General features: G+C 37.8%; 17 protein-coding genes. 16 read left to right on the top strand and 1 reads right to left on the bottom strand.

Going from position 1 to position 16982, the window contains the following annotated elements; genetic code table 11:
• The first annotated feature begins 1 nt into the window (after position 1).
• The 14 genes from ccoS (at position 2) to JG735_RS07535 (ending at position 12819) form a co-directional block, all read left to right on the top strand.
• Positions 2–235: a cbb3-type cytochrome oxidase assembly protein CcoS gene (gene ccoS, locus JG735_RS07600; protein ID WP_201334472.1), complete on the top strand. Its 234-nt coding sequence runs from the start codon at positions 2–4 to the stop codon at positions 233–235.
• A 130-nt stretch (positions 236–365) separates the two neighbouring features.
• Positions 366–866 (top strand): D-glycero-beta-D-manno-heptose 1,7-bisphosphate 7-phosphatase, encoded by a 501-nt coding sequence (gene gmhB, locus JG735_RS07595; RefSeq protein ID WP_201334471.1) that lies wholly within the window; start codon positions 366–368, stop codon positions 864–866.
• 9 nt (positions 867–875) lie between these two features.
• Positions 876–1871 carry an ADP-glyceromanno-heptose 6-epimerase gene (gene rfaD, locus JG735_RS07590; protein ID WP_201334470.1) on the top strand — a complete coding sequence of 332 codons (996 nt, stop codon included), beginning with the start codon at positions 876–878 and terminating at the stop codon, positions 1869–1871.
• Positions 1868–3256, top strand: coding sequence for a D-glycero-beta-D-manno-heptose-7-phosphate kinase (rfaE1, locus tag JG735_RS07585; protein WP_201334469.1), 1389 nt, complete (start codon positions 1868–1870; stop codon positions 3254–3256). Before rfaD ends, rfaE1 begins: the two co-directional genes overlap by 4 nt.
• On the top strand, positions 3250–3813 hold the full coding sequence (gene gmhA / locus JG735_RS07580; protein ID WP_201334468.1) for a D-sedoheptulose 7-phosphate isomerase: 564 nt from the start codon (positions 3250–3252) through the stop codon (positions 3811–3813). Before rfaE1 ends, gmhA begins: the two co-directional genes overlap by 7 nt.
• Positions 3813–4733, top strand: a complete 921-nt coding sequence (locus JG735_RS07575) for a glycosyltransferase family 9 protein (RefSeq protein ID WP_236584420.1) — start codon at positions 3813–3815, stop codon at positions 4731–4733. Before gmhA ends, JG735_RS07575 begins: the two co-directional genes overlap by 1 nt.
• Positions 4726–5535 carry a lysophospholipid acyltransferase family protein gene (locus JG735_RS07570; protein WP_201334466.1) on the top strand — a complete coding sequence of 270 codons (810 nt, stop codon included), beginning with the start codon at positions 4726–4728 and terminating at the stop codon, positions 5533–5535. Before JG735_RS07575 ends, JG735_RS07570 begins: the two co-directional genes overlap by 8 nt.
• Complete coding sequence (locus JG735_RS07565; protein WP_201334465.1) at positions 5532–6401, top strand: ELM1/GtrOC1 family putative glycosyltransferase; 870 nt, start codon at positions 5532–5534, stop codon at positions 6399–6401. The genes JG735_RS07570 and JG735_RS07565 overlap by 4 nt, the downstream gene beginning before the upstream one ends.
• A gap of 5 nt (positions 6402–6406) precedes the next feature.
• A complete protein-coding gene (locus JG735_RS07560; RefSeq protein WP_236584410.1) occupies positions 6407–7468 on the top strand; it encodes a glycosyltransferase family 4 protein in 1062 nt (353 codons plus the stop codon).
• A gap of 5 nt (positions 7469–7473) precedes the next feature.
• A complete protein-coding gene (locus JG735_RS07555) occupies positions 7474–8448 on the top strand; it encodes a glycosyltransferase (protein ID WP_236584408.1) in 975 nt (324 codons plus the stop codon).
• Positions 8441–10144: an asparagine synthase (glutamine-hydrolyzing) gene (asnB, locus tag JG735_RS07550; RefSeq protein WP_201334462.1), complete on the top strand. Its 1704-nt coding sequence runs from the start codon at positions 8441–8443 to the stop codon at positions 10142–10144. Before JG735_RS07555 ends, asnB begins: the two co-directional genes overlap by 8 nt.
• Entirely contained in the window at positions 10141–10773 is a 633-nt protein-coding gene (locus JG735_RS07545) for a GDSL-type esterase/lipase family protein (RefSeq protein ID WP_201334461.1), read from the top strand. The genes asnB and JG735_RS07545 overlap by 4 nt, the downstream gene beginning before the upstream one ends.
• The gene (locus tag JG735_RS07540) at positions 10770–11639 is read left to right on the top strand and encodes a glycosyltransferase family 9 protein (RefSeq protein ID WP_201334460.1); all 870 of its coding nucleotides are present in this window, start codon (positions 10770–10772) and stop codon (positions 11637–11639) included. Before JG735_RS07545 ends, JG735_RS07540 begins: the two co-directional genes overlap by 4 nt.
• 409 nt (positions 11640–12048) lie before the next feature.
• The gene (locus JG735_RS07535) at positions 12049–12819 is read left to right on the top strand and encodes an O-antigen ligase (RefSeq protein ID WP_201334459.1); all 771 of its coding nucleotides are present in this window, start codon (positions 12049–12051) and stop codon (positions 12817–12819) included.
• Here JG735_RS07535 and JG735_RS07530 read toward each other — a convergent pair.
• Positions 12808–15315: an HD domain-containing protein gene (locus JG735_RS07530; RefSeq protein ID WP_201334458.1), complete on the bottom strand. Its 2508-nt coding sequence runs from the start codon at positions 15313–15315 to the stop codon at positions 12808–12810. The two genes, JG735_RS07535 and JG735_RS07530, sit on opposite strands and share 12 nt — an antisense overlap.
• Positions 15316–15409: 94 nt before the next feature.
• On the opposite strand from JG735_RS07530, the gene JG735_RS07525 reads away from it, so the two are divergent.
• Together JG735_RS07525 and JG735_RS07520 are read left to right on the top strand one after the other, a co-directional pair.
• Positions 15410–15748, top strand: coding sequence for a P-II family nitrogen regulator (locus tag JG735_RS07525; protein WP_201334457.1), 339 nt, complete (start codon positions 15410–15412; stop codon positions 15746–15748).
• An 8-nt stretch (positions 15749–15756) separates the two neighbouring features.
• Positions 15757–16974 carry an ammonium transporter gene (locus JG735_RS07520; RefSeq protein WP_201334456.1) on the top strand — a complete coding sequence of 406 codons (1218 nt, stop codon included), beginning with the start codon at positions 15757–15759 and terminating at the stop codon, positions 16972–16974.
• Positions 16975–16982 lie beyond the last annotated feature (8 nt).

The following is a 16982-nucleotide window of genomic DNA, read 5'->3' as shown; positions in this document are numbered from 1 at the left end:
AATGGATGCTTGGGTAATAGGCATGATGATATTTATCTCAACTTTGCTGGGAGCGTTTGGACTCTTTGCTTTGATTTGGGGACTGAAAACCGGACAATTTGATGATACGGGAAAATTTTTGGATGGTGCGAGATTTGATGGTGAAGAGGAACTTAAAGATGCTGTTATGATGGAAGAAAAAAAGAAAAAAGCTCTTGAGAAACGGCGTCAAGACAGACGTATTATGCCAAACTAAAGGTCACGTTTGTTCTGTTTATCAAGCAGATACCAAAGCACTCCAAGCAGTATCGGCAAAGCAAACCAAACAGCAATTTGCGGTAATGCGGGGTTGGTTAAAATCTTTTCCATAAGGTCATTATAACATAATGAAAGCGGTTTTTTTGGATCGAGACGGTGTAATCAACGAAGATAGTGGATATGTTCATACGATCCGAGATTTCCGATTTTTACCAGGTGTTTTTGAAGCATTGAAGCACTTTCAAAATCTTGGATACCATCTTTTTATCGTAACCAACCAATCTGGAATCGGTCGTGGGTACTATACACAGAATGATTTTTATGCTTTGAGTGCCTGGATGGTGAATGAATTCAAAAAAAGAGGCATAACAATCGACAAGATCTATCACTGCCCCCACCATCCCGATATGGAGTGTGCATGTAGAAAACCGATGCCTGGGATGCTACTCAAAGCGATCGATGAATTTGGAATCGATCCGAAAAAATCTTGGATGATTGGCGATAAACCAAGTGATATCGAAGCAGCCAAAAGAACCGGTATAGAAAATACCATTATCATAGGTTCAGATAAAGATGCGAAATATCAGGCAACTTCTCTTTTTGATACAATTAACATAATTAAGCAGTGAAGGGAACGGATGCGATATAGCGATATCGATTTTAATACAAAAACGATTTTGATAACGGGTGGAGCCGGATTCATTGGAAGTAATCTGGCTCTTTATTTTCAAGAAAACTACCCAAATGCGAAGGTTGTGGTTTTCGATCGATTTAGAGATGAAACGAAGCTAGATAATGGCAATCTTCTCAGTTTTGGACATTTCAAGAATCTACAAGATTTCACGGGAGAGATCATCACTGGAGATATCAACTCCAAAGAGGATTTGGAAAAGCTGAGTGCGTTTCGCTTTGACTATATCTTTCACCAAGCCGCTATCAGCGATACTACCGTGCAAAACCAAAAGCTTGTTATGCAAACCAACCTGGAGGCTTTCAAAGATCTGCTGCAAAAAGCCAAAATCGATGGTGCGAAGATGATCTATGCCAGCAGCGGGGCAGTCTATGGCAAACTTCCAGGGCCCCATAAAGTTGGCCAAGAGGCTCCGGCCAATGTCTATGGCTATAGCAAACTGATGATGGATCATTTGGCAAGAAAACAAAAAGATGTTGTTGCTGTTGGGCTTCGCTATTTCAATGTCTATGGTCCAAGGGAGTATTTTAAACAAAAAACGGCCTCCATGGTATTGCAGTTTGGTTTGCAGCTTCTAAGCGGTCAAAAACCAAGACTCTTTGAAGGAAGCGAAAAGATAAAAAGAGATTTTATTTTTGTAGAAGATGTGATTCAGGCCAACATCAAAGCGTGTGAGGCGAAAAAAAACAGCGTTTACAATATAGGCACAGGAGTTGCAAGAAGCTTCAAAGAAATAGTCGATATTTTATGCAAAGAGCTCGGTATCGAAACGGAGTATGAGTATATTCCAAATCCCTATGTAAAGCAATATCAATTCTTTACCCAAGCAGATATTGAGCCAACAAAGCAAGAGCTTGGATACGAACCTCGTTACAGTCTGGAGGAGGGCATAAAAGCCGATATCCCTTATATCAAAAAAATTTTTGAAGAAGAGATTGAATGAAACCAAAGATTTTAGTGATTGGTGATGTAATGATCGATCACTATCTTTTTGGAACGTGTGAGCGCATCAGTCCTGAAGCACCTGTGCAGGTGGTGGATGTACAAAAAGAAGAACTGGTTCTTGGTGGGGCCGGCAATGTGGTAAACAATCTTTTGGCATTTGGTGCTGAAGTGGGGATTCTAAGTGTTGTGGGCGAGGATGCGAATGGGACATGGTTGGAGCAAAGATTTCAGGAAAAGGGTGTGCAAACATATTTGCTCAAAGAGAATCGCCCTACCACAAAAAAGAGCCGTATCATTGCTTCCAATCAGCAAATTGTCAGAGTAGACAGAGAAGAGAAAAAAGAGATCGAAAGCCAGACGCAACAAAAAATCCTTAATGTTTTTAATCGTGTCATAAAAGAGTATGATTTGGTACTTTTGTCCGATTATGACAAAGGTGTATTGACGAAGGAGGTAACGCAGGCAGTCATTCAAAGAAGCAGTGTTCCTGTGTTTGTAGACCCCAAAAACGATTTTGAAAAATATCGAGGTGCTACGCTCATTAAGCCCAACAAAAAAGAGGCTTCCAAAGCTGTAGGATTTTTGATCAAAAATGAAGAGGATTTGGTAAGAGCTGGATGGAAACTAAAAAAAGAGCTTGATTTGCAAAGTCTCATTATAACGCTTTCAGAAGAGGGAATGGCTATCTTTGAAGAGCAAATGATGCGTATTGCTACTGTAGCCAAAGAGGTGTATGATGTCACAGGAGCAGGAGATACGGTTTTAGCAGCCCTTGGCTATGCGGTTGCCAAAGGAAAAAACCTCAAAGAGGCTGCGGCATTTGCAAACTTGGCAGCTGGAGTGGTTGTTGGCAAAGTTGGAGCAGCAACAGCAACAATTGAAGAGATAGAAGAGTATGAAAGATCTATTCATAAAGCGCCTATAGAAGAGTTTATAAAAAATTTTGAAGAGATTGAATCAATTAGCAAAGATTTACATAAGAGAGGCAAAAGAATTGTTTTTACCAATGGATGTTTTGATATTTTGCATCTTGGACACGTACAGTATCTGCAAAAGGCAAAAGAGCTAGGAGATGTTTTGATCGTTGGGGTCAATTCAGATGCAAGTGTAAAGCGGCTCAAAGGAGATGATCGCCCTATTAACCCCGAGTTTGATAGAGCCTATCTGTTGGCTAGTTTGGAAGCCGTCGATTATGTGGTGATTTTTGAAGAAGATACTCCCTATGAGCTCATTAAAAGAATTGAGCCGGATATTTTGGTAAAAGGCGGTGATTACAGAGGAAAAGAGGTGGTAGGCAGTGATATTGCCAAAGAGGTACGGCTGATAGATTTTGTGGAGGGAAAAAGTACGACGGCGATTGTAGAAAGGATGAAAAGTTGTTAGAACATATCGAGAAAGAGCTACTTGAGCATCAAAAAACATTTGAAAGAGTCTGGGAGGAGCTTCGGTTTCATATCTATACTGCAAGCATCATATGTATCGAAGCGCTCAAAAACCAAAAAAAGATTATGCTTTGCGGCAACGGAGGAAGCGCAGCCGATGCGCAGCATATTGCGGCCGAGCTTGTAGGAAGATTTAAAAAAGAGCGAAGATCGTTGCCTGCAATTGCCCTGAGCACAGATACGTCAGCATTGACTGCTATCGGGAATGATTATGGATTTGAACAAGTTTTTGCTAGACAAGTAGAAGGTTTGGCACAGAAAGGGGATGTGCTTATTGGCATATCGACAAGTGGCGAAAGTGAAAATGTGCTAAGAGCCATGGAAGAGGCAAAAAGAAGAGGATGTAAAACGATCGGTCTGCTTGGAAAAGATGGAGGACGGATCAAAGATTTGTGTGATGCCGCTATCGTTGTGCCTTCATCCCAGACGCCGAGAATTCAGGAGATGCACATCATGATAGGGCATATTCTGTGCAGTTTGATAGATGAGAGTTTTTGATGAACATTTTGGCTATTCGCTATTCTGGACTTGGCGATATTGTTATGTTGCTGCCGACACTGAAAGCTTTGAAAAAGAGGCATCCAGATAGCAAAGTAACGCTTTTGTGCGATAAAACCAATGCGCAAATCAAAGAGCTTTCATGCGGGATCATAGATGATGTAGTTGCTCTTGATAGAAACGCCTTTCGTCAAAAAAGAGTGACGGATATGTTGCGAGAGATAAAAAAAATCATTTCCCTTCGAGGAAAATATGATGTGGTGTATGATTTTCAAAGTTTTGGTGAAACAGCAATGCTTGCATGGTTGGTTGGAGCGAAGGAGCGAATCGGAGCCTTAAAAAAAGAGAAATACCGAAAATTTTATACAAAGCTTCGTCCATATGATACTTCTATTCATAGAAGCAAACATTTTGCACGTATCGCTGAAGTTGAGATGGAAGGGGCCCCTGAAGTCTGTATTCCCAAAAATGTTACATTGTCTTTGCCTTTGCAATCATCCAAAAAGACCATTGGACTCAATATCGGCTCTACCCAAGAAAGCAGACGATGGAGTGAAGAGAATTTTAAAAAACTGGGCGAATATTTTTTATCCCACTATAATGTCATGGTCTTTTTCGGGCCTTTAGAGAAGCGGTTTTTAACCTCTTTTGATGATCGTTTTATAAAAATCTATGATCAAGATCTTGTTCACTTGGCGTATGCGATCAAGCAGTGTGATCTTTTTATCAGTAACGATACAGGCCCGGTACACTTGGCTGCAGCTTTGCATGTGCCAACAGTGACGCTCTTTTCCACTGGAGAAGATTGGCAGGTTGGATGTATGAATGAGAAAAAAGAGTTCATACGAAAAAATCCAATTTCTGCAATCACAGTTGAAGAAGTGATAGAAAAAAGCGAAAGGTTATTGGATATTGCGTGAGCAGTTAGAATATGCGATAGTTTCTTCTTTATTCGCTATTGCTAAAAGGACGCCTAAAAAAGTAGTTTATGGACTCTTTTCTTTGTTGGCTGGGATTTTGTATATAGCCGACAAGAGAAGAAGGAATCTAACGAAAGAGAATCTCAGACAAGCTGGGCTATCCCCAAGACTGGCTTGGCCAATATATCAAAATTTTGCCAAAACGACTGCAGAAATACTTTTTATATTTCATAATAGATTCGATTTTTCATCAATTGAAGGTTCGTTTACTCCAAAAACTGAGAAGCCAAAAATCTTTGTAACTGCCCATTTTGGCAACTGGGAAGCGCTGGCCCACTTTTTGGCTCAAAGTGGCTATCCGATGGCTGTTGTTGCAAGAGAAGGAAATAATACATTGATTGAAAGAAATTTTTCTAAGCCATTTCGGCAAAAATATGGGAACAAAGTGATCTATAAACATGGTGCTATGCGGGGACTGTTTAAGGAATTGAAATCCAAAAACAATATAGGACTCTTGATTGATCAAAAAGCAGGGCGTGATGGAATTTCTATGACCTTTTTGGGTAGAAAATGTATGACACTTCCAACAGTAGCACTCCTAGCAAAAAAGTTTGATGTAGAAGTCGTTCCAGTTTTCTTGGTTCGAGAAGGGGGTAAACTGAAATTGATTCAAAAAGATTTTTCCTGTAAGGGATGCAGCGTAGAAGAGTATACGCAAAAACTCAATGATATATTGGAAGAGGTGGTACGAGCGTATCCAGAGCAGTGGTTCTGGATGCATAATAGGTGGAAAGTTGGATGAAGGCACTGATTATAAGTGATGGAAAAAAGGGGCACGAAAATCAATCCGTTGCCTATTGCGAACTTCTTGGAGTTCCTTATGAGATTATAAAGGTGCAATTTCGATCAAAATTTCATAAGGCCCTTTCTTATTTTTTTGATTGGATGGGTTTGTACACAAAAAAGCTTTTTCTCCCTTTTGAAGAGAAAAAAGCCGATATTGTTGTGAGTGCTGGAAGTTCGACTTATTATGCAAATAAATGGATTGCAAAGCAAAATAGAGCACAAAGCATTGCTTTAATGTATCCAAAAGGCTATAGAAAAAATTTTTCCAAAATCTATGCACAAATGCATGATGAGGTAAAAGATCCAAATGCAAAGCAGATACCTATCAACTTTTCTATCTCTACACGAGCTAACATTGCGCCTTGTCAAAATGGCAGTGTTGCACTTATTGTTGGAGGCAGCAATAGTGTATATACGATGGATGTTGAAAGTATCAAGCCAGTGGTGGAGTATATATTTAAGCATTTTAAAGACAGACCAATCTTTCTTACAACTTCACCTAGAACACCAAAAGAGATAGAGAAGTATTTAGAGGAGTTTGCGTTTACATATAAAGTGATCTATTCAAAAAATCCCATCAATCCAATAGGTGACTTTTTACATTGCTGTGAAAGAGTATTTATTACAATTGATTCAACTTCTATGATTTCTGAAGCTGTAAGTAGTGGCAAAGCGGCTATTGAAGTGATTTCATTGCCAAGTAAAAAAGCAAACAAGTATGAGAAAATGGTGCAATATTTAGAAAAAGAGGGGTGCTTGCATATTTTTGATGGCAAGCTTGGTAGTGCAAGAAAAAAGATCGATTTAAGGAAATATCTTTGAGAGTTGTGCAACTGCTTCCAGAACTGAATGAAGGAGGGGTTGAGCGAGGTGTTGTTGAGCTGAACCGGGAGCTTGTAAAAAGAGGAATTGAGAGTTTTGTGATAAGCAGAGGTGGCAGACTTGTAGAACGAATAGAAAAAGAGGGTGGGAAGCATATAGCTTTTGATGTGTGTAGCAAAAATCCTTTAATTGCGCCTTATCGTATAGCACAGCTTAAAACAATTTTCCAAAAAATCAAGCCAGATATTATTCATGCTAGAAGCAGAGTCCCAGCGTGGCTAAGCTATTTTGCTAAAAGAGATACTCCATTTGTTACAACGGTTCATGGATTTAACAGTGTCAATGCCTACAGCGCCATTATGACAAAAGGGGATAGAATCATTTGCGTGAGTAATCCGGTGAAAGAGTATATTTTAAAAAATTACAGAATAGATGAGTCAAAAGTGCAAGTGATTCATAGAGGTGTCGATTTTTCAAATTTTGATCTCAATCGAATCGATCAAAAGTTTATAGAAGAATTTAAAAATAAATATAATCTGCATAATCGATTTATTGTCACTTCTGTTGGCAGAATTACTCAGTTAAAAGATTATGAGACGTTTATTGAAGCTATAGCTATTGTAAAGAAGCAAAAGCCCGATATTGCAGGATTGATTGTAGGAGGAGTGAGAGAAGATAAAAAAGAGTATTTTAAGAGGTTGCAAGAGCTGATGAAAGCGTTGAAGCTAGATAAAAATATCATTTTTACCGGCTCTATTTCTAAGATTGCTGAAATTTATGCTTTGAGTGATGTGGTGGTCAGTAGCTCCAAAAAGCCGGAGAGTTTTGGAAGAAGCATTGTTGAAGCAATGGCTATGAATACTCCGGTAGTTGCTTCCAATCATGGAGGAGCTTTGGATCTTATCAAAGATGGATATGGAGAATTGTTTGAAGTAGGAGATGCTAAAGATTTGGCACAAAAAATTGAAAAAGTAGAGCAAAAAGATTTTGTTGAATATGTCAAAAAGCATTTTTCACTTACACAGATGGTAGAAAAGACGCTAGCAGTGTATAGGGAGCTTCTTTGAAGATAATGCAGTTTATGGCAAGTGCCAAGTTTGTTGGGGCTGAGCGAAGTTTTGTAGAGCTTTGTAATGAACTTGGTAAAAGTGATGAGGTAGTGGCGATTGTAGTAAAGGGGTGCGAATATAAAGAGAAGTTTTTGCCAAGTGTGAAAGTGATTGAGCTTGCATCCAATCCATCAAGAAACAATCCGTTTTTATATCTTGAAATTGCAAAGATTATAAAAAAAGAGCGTCCCGATATTGTCCATACCCACTCAGCAAAAGCGACACAAATAGTCTATAAGCTTTGGAAGTTTATGCAATTTCTTTTTGTTGCAACAAAGAGAAACTCTTCATTAAAAACGACTATTTTTAATAAAGTTCCTTTAGTGGTTGGAGTGAGTAAAGATGTGTTAAAAAGCATCGATAATCCAAACAAAGTGCTTGTTTACAATGGAATTGAGCCAAAACAAGTAGAAAATATTGAAAAAGAGCCGATTTTTACGATGGTTGCCATTGGGATATTGCAGCCAAGGAAGGGGTTTATTGAGCTAATTGAAGCAGTAAAAGATTTACCGTTTGAGTATCGGCTTTGGATTGTAGGAGAGGGTGAGCAGCGTAAAGAGTTAGAAAGTCTGATCAAAAAATATAGTCTTGAAGAGAAAGTGCATCTTTTGGGGCAAAGAGAGGATACACCTATCTTACAAGCTAGATCACATCTGCAAATTATCAATTCAAAGCGAGAAGGATTTAGCAGAGTCTTGATTGAGGGTTTTTTTTACAGCGATGTAGTCATTTCAACAAAAGTGGCAGGAAGTGTTGAGGTATTGCCCAAGAAGTTTTTGTTTGAAGATGCAAAGAGTAAAATTATTGAAGTATATAACAGTTATGAAAGATATAAACAAGAGTTTTTTGCATTAAAAGAAAAATACCAAAACATCTTTACCCTTTCCAATGTAGCAAAAAAATATAAAAAGCTTTATAAAAGTATAGTCGATGTGTAGAATCTTTGGATTTAATGGTCAAGATAAAGATGTGTTAGACAAAATGGGCGCTGTATTGGCTCCGGGTGGACCGGATAATTACGGTTCTTTTGAATCGCCTGAATTTTCTTTGGGACATCGCAGACTTTCTATCATTGATTTAAGCGCTGAAGCAAACCAGCCGATGCAGTTTGAAAACTTGATTATCAGCTACAATGGGGAGGTCTATAACTATAAAAAGATACAAAAAGAGCTGAGTGAATATATTTTTACAACCTCCAGTGATACAGAGGTGATTTTAAAAGCGTTTCATAAATGGGGCATTGAAGCGGTTCAAAAATTTCATGGAATGTTTGCGATAGCGCTCTATGATAAAACTACAAAAAAATTGACTCTTATTCGTGATCGAGCAGGAGTGAAACCGCTTTATTACTACTTTGATGGTAAAAACTTTATTTTTGCCAGCGAGTTAAAAGCACTACTTTTGCACCCAAGGTTTCAAAAACGAATCGATCCAAAAGCAGCTGCTCTTTATTTGCAGTTTGGATTTGTTCCTACTCCCTATTCTATTTTCAAAAATTGCCATAAATTGCCGGCTGCGCACTACTTAGAGTTTTGTGATCAAAAGGTAACTTTGAAGCAATATTGGGACCTTCCAAAACAAAAGATGAATATCGGTTTTGAAGAAGCAAAAGAGAAAACGAGAGTGCTTTTGCAAAGAAGCTTTGAATATCGAATGGTCAGTGATGTGGAGGTTGGAGTATTTTTAAGCGGTGGGATCGATAGTTCACTACTAGTTAGCTTCTTATCCAAAAAGTATCCGCTCAAAACGTTTACCATTGGATTTGAAGATAAGAGGTTCAATGAAGCAAAAATAGCAAAAGAGACGGCAAAAAGACTAAAAACCCAGCATTATGAGCTCTATTTTGGTATTGATGAACTATTAAACTTGCTTCCAACAATTGCCAATATCTTTGATGAGCCTTTTGGAGACAGTTCTGCGCTTCCAACACTCTTGGTAGCAAAACTGGCAAAAGAGCATGTCAAAGTAGCGCTTTCAGCTGATGGCGCAGATGAGCTTTTTGGTGGCTATCCTATTAATTTTAAAAACTACAGACGATTTTCTTTGTATAAGAATTTGCGCTTCATTCGGTTTTTATTGCAGGGTAAGCGAAAATATATGACTACAGATGACTATTTAGAGTTTAAATTGGCAACAAGGTATCGAATCTATCCGGATGAATTAAAAGAAGAGATTTTTTTTGATGAACTAAAGTGTCATGAACTGCTAGAGTGTATGTTTTTGTTTGATTTTAAACACTTTTTAGCTGATGATGTATTGGTTAAAGTGGATCGAGTCACCATGGCAAACTCTTTGGAAGCAAGAGAACCCTATTTGGATCATGCGCTTATAGAATTTGCCTTTTCTTTGCCAGATAATTTGAGGTGGCATAAAAAGATTTTACGAGCACTTTTGCAAGAAGAACTTCCTGAAATTTCTAAACTGCCAAAACAGGGCTTTTCCGTACCTATCAAATATTGGCTCCGAAATCAACTCAAAGAGCAGGTTTTAGATACTTTAGAGCAAAACTCTTTTTTAGATGATGTTGTAAACAAAGATAAAATAGTAAAACAGTTTTACAAAAATGGAAAAAGAACCAATGCCATCTGGCTGATGTATATGTTTCGTCTTTGGGAAGAGAGGTATATAAAATGATACTTGCTTTGGGTGACTGCAATATAAAAGGGGCGGATCGATACAATGGCCCCACCTATGCTGAAATTGTAGCTAAAAAACTACATCAGCCCCTTATCAATGCTGGTATAACGATGAGTACAGTAAGAGAGGGCAGAATACTTTTTGATACTTATAAAAATAAACAACCCCAGATTGTTCTTTTGGGATACGGTCTTGTGGACAGCTGGAAAACTTTTCGCTACGCTCCATATGTTCTTTATTATCCTGATAATTTTTTGAGAAAGATTGCTAGAAAAATTGTTAAAAAATATAAAAAAATTGCACGAAATTTTGGTTTGAATGAACTTTTCGGACAAAAATATGTGGTACCACCCGAAGAATATGAAGATACAATACGACAAATCATACAAGAGAGTCCAAAAATCATTCTCATCGAAACACCCCCGCATCGTACAGAGCAGTTTCGTAATCCAGATATTAAAAAATATAACCAGATATTAAGAAAATTGGCCAAAGAATATGAGCAGTGCGAATATGTTGCGATTTATGATATTTTTGAAAAAAATCCAGGGCTTTATTTTGATGAAATCCATTTCAACGAAAAAGGGTATCGTCTGATAGCCGAAAGAATTTTGGAAAAAATATGAAAATCGGGGTATATCGATTCAGTGCACTGGGAGACATTGCCGCTTCTATTCCTGTTTTACGTGCATTTGAACATAAGCCTCTTATTTTGACATCTGTAGTGGGAAGAGAACTTCTAAAAGATGAATTTGAAAATATCATCGTATTGGAAGGAAAAGGTTTTAAAGATATTGTACGATTTATTTATCGATTGAAAAAAGAGAAGATATCACTTTTTGTCGATTTGCAAAATAACGATCGTAGTAAATTTATAAGATTTTTTTTCGATAACGTAACCAATGATGGAGTCTCGTTCGAACAAAGTGTGACACATATCTTTTATGATATTGCAAAAAAGACGAAGATGGTACAACCTTTGGATATAACATATATAAAAAAAGAACCTACATACATAGTACTCAATACCGGTTCAAGTCCTAAATGGATTTCAAAAAGATTGCCTCTGTATAAATGGAAAGAGTTTAGTGAAGTGTTATATGAGAGATTTCATTTGCCTTTTATTTTGACGGGTGATAGCAATGAGAAAGAGTATGTTCAAGAGGTTGCAAAGCATATTGTTGGAAAAAAAGAGGTGATTGCAGGAAAAACCTCGATTCAAGATCTAAAACAAGTGTTAAAAGATGCCTACTTATGCATTTCAACAGATTCTGCTCCTATGCATATAGCAGCAGTACAAAAAACGCCGACTATTGGGATATTTGGAGCAACAAATTGGATCATTTCTGCTCCCTTTGGACCTTGGAGTACAGCGCTGTGGGATGAGCAACGGTTTCAATCCCCTCCCAAAAAAAATCTTTTAAAAGTTGGGAACTATTATGATAACATCGATATAGAGAAAGGATTGAAAAAAATTGAAAACTTTCTTTAAAATAAATAGATTTGATTTGTTAACCTATCTTTTTCCAACTATTCTTATCATGGCTTTTTTGGGAAGGGGACTCTTTAATATCGCTTTTTTTCTCTCCCTTTTTATCTTTCTTTCACTTCTCAAAGGGGATGAGTTTAAAAAGCTTATAAAACATCCACTTGTAAAAGGCTGGTCCATATTTGTTGCATTTGTAGCAATTTCACAGATATTTGCCGAATTTCCTTTATATTCATGGAAAAAATTTGGTGTTTTTCTTTTTTATTCCTATACAGCTCTTTTCATAGGTCTGTTTTTATATACTCTTTCTAAACAAAGAATACTTGCAATAAGGCGTGCACTCTATATATTGGCTTTTTCGCTCGTGTTCACAGAACTTATTACTATTTCCAATGTTGTTTGTGGATGTGATGTGTTGCACTATATCAAAAAAGGTGAAATTATCCCACAAGCTGCAAATTATCATTTAAGAGAGGTTTTTGTCGCAATAAGCTTTTTTTTAGTATACGATTTTTTCTCTCGTAAAAGTAGTTTATTGATTCAACTCTTCTTTTTTGTCATTCCTGTTCTTGGTATTCTTGCATCTACTTCACGTACCGCAATACTTTCTTTTTTAGCAGCTTTATTTGTTTATATTGGACTGAAGGTAAGAAAAATCTTTTCCAAAGAGATATTGTTCACTCTATTGGTTATCGCTGGTGTATCCAGTATAGCATACATAACATTTCCAGAAATCAAACAGCGTATCGATAGTTTCAAAACCACTTTTTCTCTACATGGCGATAGAATGACTGGGCGATATGACATTTATCTAGATACATTCCTAAGAATTAAAAAAAGAGTTTTCACTGGATATGGTGTAAAATCATCAGTTGTTTTTGCTCAAAAGAAGAAAATGTTAGGAGGAATTGCAAAACATCCTCACAATATTTTTCTTGAAGTTCTCCTGGACAGTGGATTGATAGGATTTATAGGTTTTCTTATTTTTTTGTGGTTTATAAAAAATCTTTTTGATTTTTCCATGCCAGTGGTATCGGCTGTCTTTATCGCAATATTTATGACATCTCTGGTAAGTTGGTCCATTTGGAGCGCAAATCATATTTCGATAATTCTTTTTATACTAACTCTCTTATTTGGATACACTGAAACAAAAAATATGAGAATATTACCTTCAACTAGATAGTTGTTGAATAATGGCATCTTTGTTGACACAAAAATTTCCATTTTTTTCTATTAAAAAGAGATCTCTTGCCCGATTTTTGATAGTATGTACTTTTGCTGTGGCAATATCGATACCGTATTGGTCAAAAATATGGGCGATATAGGCGAGCAGTCCTTTTTGGTTTTTGACATTGAGATGCATAGATGCATAGCTTTTGGAGTGGTGACAGTCGATAGTGATCTCATGAGGTTCAATGACCGGTTTTTTGAGTCGAATCTGTTTATCCATATCGAATGAAGCCTCGACAATTTTGTAAATGTAAGGAACTTCTTCATCATGTACTTTTTCCAAGAACTCGATTTTAAAATATTTCACACTGTCAAAAAGCTTGAAAACTTCCATCGAAGCGATATCAAGATAGGAGAGTTTTCCAAGGAGATACCCAAGATTCAAAGGAACCTTTCTCCAGATTTCAATGCTCAGATACTCTTTATTGTGTACTTCTACCACAAACTCTTTCACTTCTACCGCTTTTTGACAGATTCGTAGAATTTCTTCTGTCCTGTTTTTGATGAAAAAGAGGTTTGATTCAATAGAGAGAATCTTTTTTTGCAGCGTTTTTGGAAGATTTTGAAAATGTGTACTTCGTCGTAATGCATTCTCTTTTTTGATCCGTTTTGCACTCTCTTCCAAAATTTCCGTATTGGAAAAACTCTCTTTTGCGATTTTATAGAGTTCATGCAAAAGATGGGCATTGTAGGAGGTGTAAATCGTTTTGCCTACACCATTGATATCTGCATATGTCAATATATAGAGCATATCGAGAATGATCGGCTTTTGCAGCTTGGCAATGAAGGAGAAGACTACTTTTTCACTGTGAATATCTTCTCGAAAAGCGGTATTGCTCATTAGGATATGGTACTTGATCAAAGTAGCTCCTATCTCTGCCATCTCTTCATCAAAGCCTAAGGACAAAGCGAAGGAGCGCATCAGTTTCGCTCCAACAAGACTATGCTCGCTTCGCCGTCCTTTTCCGGCATCATGGAGAAGGACCGCGAGCTTGAGTAAAGCTTTATGCTCTTTATCCAGTGTTTCATAAACTTCGGCTACTTTGGGGTCTTTGATGTTTTCTAACGCTTTGATGCACATGAGAGAGTGGATATCCACCGGGTAGGTATGGTATCCGTCAAATTGGGGTAAGAACATCACTTTTTTTAAAGGCGGTATGACAATTGGCAACAGATTGCTTTTGAAAAAAGCATCCAAAATGGGGAAAAGATCGGGTTTGTAGAAAAGTTTTTTGATAAGTTTCAGGTGGTTTCTCTCAAGATTGTGTGGAACATGGATCGATTTGGCATAGTGGAGAAAACTTGGATCGAACTCTTTTATCTTCAATTGCAAAAGAGTGAGCAACTCTTTTAATGAAGAGCCTGTCTTGAAAAAAGATGCATAGACTACATCGTCACAGATATAGATATCTTTGGTAACTCGTGTACTTTTCAAAACAGTGACATTATGAGGCGCAAACAGAAATCTTCTGATAATTTTTTTGATAAAGATGCTTGTAAAAGTATCTATAGTGTGCAGGGCTTGCAGTGTCCTGGATACCAGTACGCTTTGCGCTTTTTTATCATTTGAGCCAAGAAGCTTTTGGGCAACATCTGGAATGTACTGCATAAGGAGACGATCCTCTTTTTTTTTGCAAACAAGATGTAAAGCGCCTCGCAGACGAAAGAGCCACTCGAGTGCGACGCGAAACTCATTGTACTCTTCTTCGCTGTATATTTTGTTTTGTAGCTCTTTAAGAGAGTGGATACTATACACCACATTGGCGATCCAAAAGAGCAGGTTTGCATCACGAAGGGAACCGATCCCCTCCTTGATATTTGGCTCCATAGATATGGGATTTTTTGTTCTTCGCTTTTGAGCTTCCTCAATTTTTGTGAAAATAAACTCTTTTTGGTTTGATTGACGCACTTTTTTGAGAGCATTTTCTATATTGACCCACAGATATTTAGACCCACATATAAATCGTGATTCAATCAACGCTGTTTTGATTGTGTCATCTTCATTGGCTACTTTATTAAGTTCACTCAGTTTATGAACCCTGTGGCCAAGTTTCAGCTTGGTATCCCAGATGATATAAAGAATTTTTTCGATAAGAGCTTGTATGTTGTAGCCCTCGACCTCCTCATACACAATCATCAAGTCGATATCCGAATAGGGCGCCATTTGTTCTCTGCCGTAGCTTCCAAGAGCAACGAGTGTAACCGGAACAGAGTTACTCATAGGCAGATAAAAACCAAAAGTTTTTCGCATGGCGACTTTATAGATAGAGGTGATAATGGAGTCGATATAACGCGTGTGTTTAACAAAAAAATCTTTTCCCTGCGTCTTTTCAAAAAGCTTGTCCAAAGAGGAAAAATAGTTTTTTATATATTCGCGTATTGTTTGGGAGATTTCATATTCGCTTGCATCAGAATATAGAAGTTCTTCGATTTTTTGTTTTAGCTCCATCACAAGCCTTTTTTCTTCTCATATTATCAAATTTTTAATTTTTTTGAACAAAGATGTAGGCTATAATCCAGATATATAAAAGGAGGAGAGAGGCATGAAAAAAATAGAAGCAATTATTAAGCCATTTAAACTGGATGATGTGAAAGAGGGTCTTAGTGAAATTGGTATTACTGGTATGACAGTAACGGAAGTAAAAGGATATGGAAGGCAGCAAGGACATAGTGAGCTGTACCGTGGGGCAGAGTATGTTGTGGATTTTTTGCCTAAAGTGAAAATTGAAGTGATTGTTGCAGCAGACATGGTTGACAGTGTTGTAGAAACGATTATGCAAAATGCGAGGACAGGCAAGATTGGGGATGGTAAGATTTTTGTGAGCGATATCGAAAAAGTGGTTCGTATCCGAACGGGCGAAACGGATGAAGAAGCGATTTAGGAGCGTTCATGAAAATAGTATTGGCAGATAATGTATTTATCTTTGTTGCTACGGCCTTTGTTCTTTTAATGAGTATTCCGGCCCTTGCTCTTTTTTATGGTGGACTTACCAGAGTCAAGAGTATGCTCAATACCATGATGATGGTGATGGTGGCCTTTTGTTTGGTGAGTTTTTTGTGGATAGCCTTTGGATACTCCTTGACATTTGGCGACGGAGCAGTCATAGGAGATTTGAAGCATATTTTTTTATCTGGTATCAAATTTGATGAACCCGCACCTGCAGCACCAAATCTTTATCACTATCTTTTTATCTTTTTTCAGATGACTTTTGCGGCGATTACTGTAGCGCTTATGGCTGGTGCTTTTGTGGAAAGACTGAAATTCAGCGCTTGGATTTTGATAAGCGTGCTATGGGCAACTTTTGTCTATTTTCCGGTTGCACACTGGATCTGGGGCGGCGGATGGCTTAGCGATTTGCATGTTGTCGATTTTGCTGGGGGAATTGTTGTACATGAAACCAGCGGTTTGGCTGCGTTACTTGGAGCTATTATGCTTGGTCGAAGAAAAGAGCCAATTATGCTCCCTTCATCCCTTCCGCTTGTAGCGATCGGTACAGGACTTTTATGGTTTGGATGGTTCGGATTTAATGGTGGCAGTGCTCTTGGGATGAACGCTCAGGCCATCAGTGCGGCTTTTAACTCTACCATCGCAGCCTTCATTGCAGGATTTCTTTGGATGGGTTTTGAATGGATAAAGTATAAAAAGGCTACGTCTTTAGGGTTGTTTACAGGAATCATTGCCGGTCTTGCTACGATTACTCCAGCGAGTGGATATGTCGATATTGGTGGCAGCATCCTGATAGGAATCCTTGGTGCCATTGTCTGTTTTTGGGCTGTGGTATATGCAAAAAAGCGATTTAAATATGATGATAGCTTGGATGTTTTCGGTGTGCATGGAGTGGGAGGAATCGTCGGAGCATTGATGATAGGGATTTTGGCGGTACCTGAGATTGGAGGTGTCAAAGGTCTTATTTATGGTGGGGGGTTCAGTCAGCTTGGATATCAGATCGTAGGACTTTTGGTTGTAGGGGTTTATACACTTTTGGTTACATTTGTTGTCTTTAAAGTAGTCGGCATGATTACAGGTCTTCGAGTAAGCAAAGAAGAAGAGATTATGGGATTGGATGAGTATATTCATGGTGAAAAAGCCTATATCAAAGAGTATTAAGGAGATTG

The sequence above is a fragment of the Nitratiruptor sp. YY08-10 genome (genome assembly GCF_016629565.1).
In the GTDB taxonomy this organism is placed as follows: Bacteria; Campylobacterota; Campylobacteria; order Campylobacterales; family Nitratiruptoraceae; genus Nitratiruptor.
This window is presented reverse-complemented; position numbering and strand designations above follow the sequence as displayed.

Coding starts and splice junctions, on each gene's coding strand:
- ccoS (WP_201334472.1), top strand. CDS start 2: ATGGATGCTTGGGTAATAGGCATGATGATATTTATCTCAACTTTGCTG.
- gmhB (WP_201334471.1), top strand. CDS start 366: ATGAAAGCGGTTTTTTTGGATCGAGACGGTGTAATCAACGAAGATAGT.
- rfaD (WP_201334470.1), top strand. CDS start 876: ATGCGATATAGCGATATCGATTTTAATACAAAAACGATTTTGATAACG.
- rfaE1 (WP_201334469.1), top strand. CDS start 1,868: ATGAAACCAAAGATTTTAGTGATTGGTGATGTAATGATCGATCACTAT.
- JG735_RS07575 (WP_236584420.1), top strand. CDS start 3,813: ATGAACATTTTGGCTATTCGCTATTCTGGACTTGGCGATATTGTTATG.
- JG735_RS07565 (WP_201334465.1), top strand. CDS start 5,532: ATGAAGGCACTGATTATAAGTGATGGAAAAAAGGGGCACGAAAATCAA.
- JG735_RS07555 (WP_236584408.1), top strand. CDS start 7,474: ATGCAGTTTATGGCAAGTGCCAAGTTTGTTGGGGCTGAGCGAAGTTTT.
- asnB (WP_201334462.1), top strand. CDS start 8,441: ATGTGTAGAATCTTTGGATTTAATGGTCAAGATAAAGATGTGTTAGAC.
- JG735_RS07545 (WP_201334461.1), top strand. CDS start 10,141: ATGATACTTGCTTTGGGTGACTGCAATATAAAAGGGGCGGATCGATAC.
- JG735_RS07540 (WP_201334460.1), top strand. CDS start 10,770: ATGAAAATCGGGGTATATCGATTCAGTGCACTGGGAGACATTGCCGCT.
- JG735_RS07530 (WP_201334458.1), bottom strand. CDS start 15,315: ATGGAGCTAAAACAAAAAATCGAAGAACTTCTATATTCTGATGCAAGC.
- JG735_RS07525 (WP_201334457.1), top strand. CDS start 15,410: ATGAAAAAAATAGAAGCAATTATTAAGCCATTTAAACTGGATGATGTG.
- JG735_RS07520 (WP_201334456.1), top strand. CDS start 15,757: ATGAAAATAGTATTGGCAGATAATGTATTTATCTTTGTTGCTACGGCC.